Source organism: Clostridium sp. AF32-12BH (genome assembly GCF_003477935.1).
Lineage (GTDB): Bacteria > Bacillota > Clostridia > Lachnospirales > Lachnospiraceae > Brotaphodocola.
On record NZ_QUEH01000039.1, the window covers coordinates 1 to 3,452 of the forward strand.

A 3,452-nucleotide genomic window follows, 5' to 3' on the forward strand; every position below is an offset into this window, starting at 1 on the left:
CCGCACTGGAAGGAAGATATCCGTGTCTGCGTAGCAGGCGGCGCTGATACCATCCGTATCGCAAAGACTGAGACCGCGCAGGATGTTCACACCGTAGAGGAGCATGTACTGGCAGCCGAGAGAGAGTTCGGAAGACCGGAAGGTTCTACCCTGTTAATGGCAGCTCTGGAGTCCTGCAAGGGCGTCTTAAATGCACTTGAGGTTTGTAAGTCTTCTGACCGTCTGATCGGTATCGCACTTTCCGGAGGTGACTACACCAAAGATCTGCAGACCGTGATCACCGGAACCGGTGTAGAGCTGCAGGGCGCAAGACAGCAGATGATCATCGCTGCAAGAGCAGCCGGTGTACAGTGCTGGGATACCGTATTCACTAACCTCGATGCGATGGATGTGTTTGAGGAAGAAGTAAGAATGATCAAGATGATGGGCTTTGACGGAAAATCTCTGGTAAACCCGCGTCAGATCGATGTGGTACATAGAGTCTTCACTCCAACCCAGAAGGAAATCATCTTCGCAGAGAAGGTTGTCAAAGAAATCGATGAGAAGAAGGCACAGGGTATCGGCGTATTTACCGTAGACGGTAAGATGATCGATATCGCATTCTACGACGGCGCAAAGAGAACCATTGCCCTGGCAAAAGCATCAGGTGTATATGAGGGGGATTTATAAGATGATCAATGCAGTAGGAAGAGAAATCCCGGAAGAGGTATTAAAAGCAACCGGTAAGGAAGCATTCAAGGGTGCTTACGCTTACGACAATTACGAGTATAAGAAAGCAACTCCGAAGGCACACACCATGATGGATCCGAAGAGAAGCAAGATCGTAGAGAATATTCACGATGCACTGGTAAAATGTGAGATCAAAGACGGCATGACCATTTCCTTCCACCATCACTTCCGTGAGGGTGACTATGTGGTAAACATGGTAATGGAAGAGATCCACAACATGGGCATTAAGGGCATCACCATCTGCGCAAGTTCTTTGGGTAAGGCAAACGATGCAATCGTTCCTTACATTGAAGATGGCACTATTGTTGGCATCCAGTCTTCTGGTGTGCGCGGTAAAATCGGTGAGGCAATCTCTACTGGTAAATTAAGAGATATCGCAATCATGCGTTCCCATGGTGGACGTGTCAGAGCCATCGAGTCCGGCGAAGTTCATATCGACATCGCATTCATCGGTGCTCCGACCTGTGACGAATACGGCAACATGAGAGCAAATGGCGGAAAGAGTGACTGCGGCGTTTTATCTTACGCAATGGTAGACGCACAGTATGCAGACCGTGTGGTAGCAATCACCGACTGCCTTGTTCCGTTCCCGAACATTCCGGCAAGCATCTCCATGACCCAGGTAGACTTTGTCTGCGTGGTAGATGAGATTGGTAACCCGGCTAAGATCGCAACCGGTGCAGCAAAACCGACCACCGATGTCCGCAAGATCATGATGGCAGATTACTGCACCCAGTTCGTGATCAACACTCCGTACTTCAAGGATGGCTTCTCCTATCAGACTGGTGTCGGCGGTGCTTCCATCGCATCCACCATCTCTCTTGGAAAGATCATGGAAGAGCGCGGTATTAAGATGGGACTTGGTCTCGGCGGTATCACCACTCCGATGTGCAGCCTGCTTGCAAAGGGTCTCATCGACAAGATCGTAGATACTCAGGATTTTGATATGGGTGCCATTGAGTCCATCAAGACCAATCCGAACCACATCGAGATCTCTGCATCCGAGTATGCAGATCCGTTCAACAAGGGTGCCTATGTCAACAAGCTTGACTTTGTCATTTTGGCTTCCCTTGAGGTCGATGTAAACTTCAACTGTAACGTAGTCGTAGGTTCTGACGGAATGATCACCGGTGCCCAGGGCGGACATCCGGATACCGCAGCAGGCGCAAAGTGCACCATCGTCATCGCACCGCTCCTGCAGGGAAGAATCCCGGCAATCTGCACCAACGTTACGACCGTAACTACTCCGGGTGAGACCGTAGACGTTGTCATCACCGATTACGGTATCGCGATCAACCCGCGCAGACAGGACCTGATCGAGTGCATGAAGGATGTGAAACTTCCGTTCTGTACCATTGAGGAGCTGCGTGACAAGGCATACGCCATCGTAGGCGAGCCGGATTCGGTACAGTTTGGTGACCGCGTGGTTGGTATCATCGAGAGCCGTGACGGCACCGTACTCGATGTTGTCCGTGAGATCAAAGAGTACGAGTTTCAGGACTAAGAATGTAAGCTGCAATGAAGCAATATGAGCGGAAGAGCAGCTGCAGAGGCTGCAAATTCGTTACAACAAACCATATACAGGCCTAGGGAGAGACAGGCTGGGACAAAAACAAGGTTCTAGCCTGCCTGGCTGTAAAACAAAAAATAGGGAAAAAATCTATGTCAGAATTAGTAGTTGGTATTTTAGGGTTCGCCTGTATCGTTGCACTGGTGGTAACCCTGTTTAAAAGCAAGACCATGCCGAGTATGGCCTTCATCATTTTCCCGTCTATTCTGGGACTGATCTTGGTAATTGGCGGATATTATTCCATTGAACAGATCGGTGAGCTGATCAAAGGCGGTTTCAAGAGTACCGGCCCGACCGCAGCGCTGTTTGTATTCTCAGTCCTGTTCTTCGGCATCATGACCGATGCAGGCATGTTTGATGTGATCATCAACAAGCTGATGAAGCACGTTGGTGACAATGTCATTGGTGTAACCGTTATGACTGCCCTGATCGCTCTGATCGGTCATCTGGATGGCGGCGGCGCATCTACCTTCCTTAATTGTAGTTCCGGCCATGCTTCCGGTTTATAAGAAGATGCATATGAGACCGAGCACCCTGCTTCGTGTAGCCGTTCTGGCTATGGGTGTCTTAAACCTGATGCCGTGGGCAGGTCCGACCATGAGAGCAGCATCCGTACTTGGTATGGAGGCTGGCCAGCTCTGGGGTAAACTGATCCCGGTTCAGATTTTTGGTATTGTTCTCTGCCTGGCACATGCCGTATTTGCAGGTATCCAGGAGAAAAAGAGAGGCGCAGGCCTGAATGCTTCCGCTGTAATTGTGGAATCTGTATCATTATAAAAGAAACAAAACTGAGAAATTTTCACTGGCAGAAAAATGCCGGTGGAGGTCTCTTTTCGCTTATCGGGGAAATGATGCCAATAGGGCTGAGTTTATGAAAAATTTATATTATTATTATCATCACATAATAAAAAAATTATATCTGACATAATTCTTTAAGTATTTGCACAATTGTACCTTGGATGATACACTGTTTTTAGTGAAGTTGACGAGAAATAATGCTTTGCTTATGATATGACAAAGGTAAATATCACTTTAAGGAGGAACGAGTTATGGAAGTAAAGAAAGCTGCCATGGCAGGAACCCTGGAGTCCAGCGACGCCCAGGTAACCGTGGAGCCGGGAAATGGTACCGTAGAGCTTTCCATCGAGAGCAG

The 3,452-nt window shown here is 48.7% G+C and carries 4 protein-coding genes and 1 pseudogene; all 5 read left to right on the forward strand.

What is annotated here, in order from left to right:
* On the forward strand, positions 1-669 hold a 669-nt coding region (locus DWZ40_RS19010), incomplete at its 5' end, for an aldolase/citrate lyase family protein (protein WP_118544347.1).
* Position 670: 1 nt separating this feature from the next.
* A complete protein-coding gene (citF, locus tag DWZ40_RS19015; protein WP_118544348.1) occupies positions 671-2,233 on the forward strand; it encodes a citrate lyase subunit alpha in 1,563 nt (520 codons plus the stop codon).
* Positions 2,234-2,391: 158 nt separating this feature from the next.
* Positions 2,392-2,808, forward strand: a complete 417-nt coding sequence (locus DWZ40_RS20220; RefSeq protein ID WP_243035397.1) for a Na+/H+ antiporter NhaC family protein — start codon at positions 2,392-2,394, stop codon at positions 2,806-2,808.
* Positions 2,809-2,818: 10 nt separating this feature from the next.
* Positions 2,819-3,076, forward strand: a complete 258-nt coding sequence (locus DWZ40_RS20225; protein ID WP_243035398.1) for a hypothetical protein — start codon at positions 2,819-2,821, stop codon at positions 3,074-3,076.
* 272 nt (positions 3,077-3,348) lie between these two features.
* Positions 3,349-3,452: pseudogene (locus tag DWZ40_RS19025) on the forward strand (citrate lyase acyl carrier protein); the annotation flags it as partial.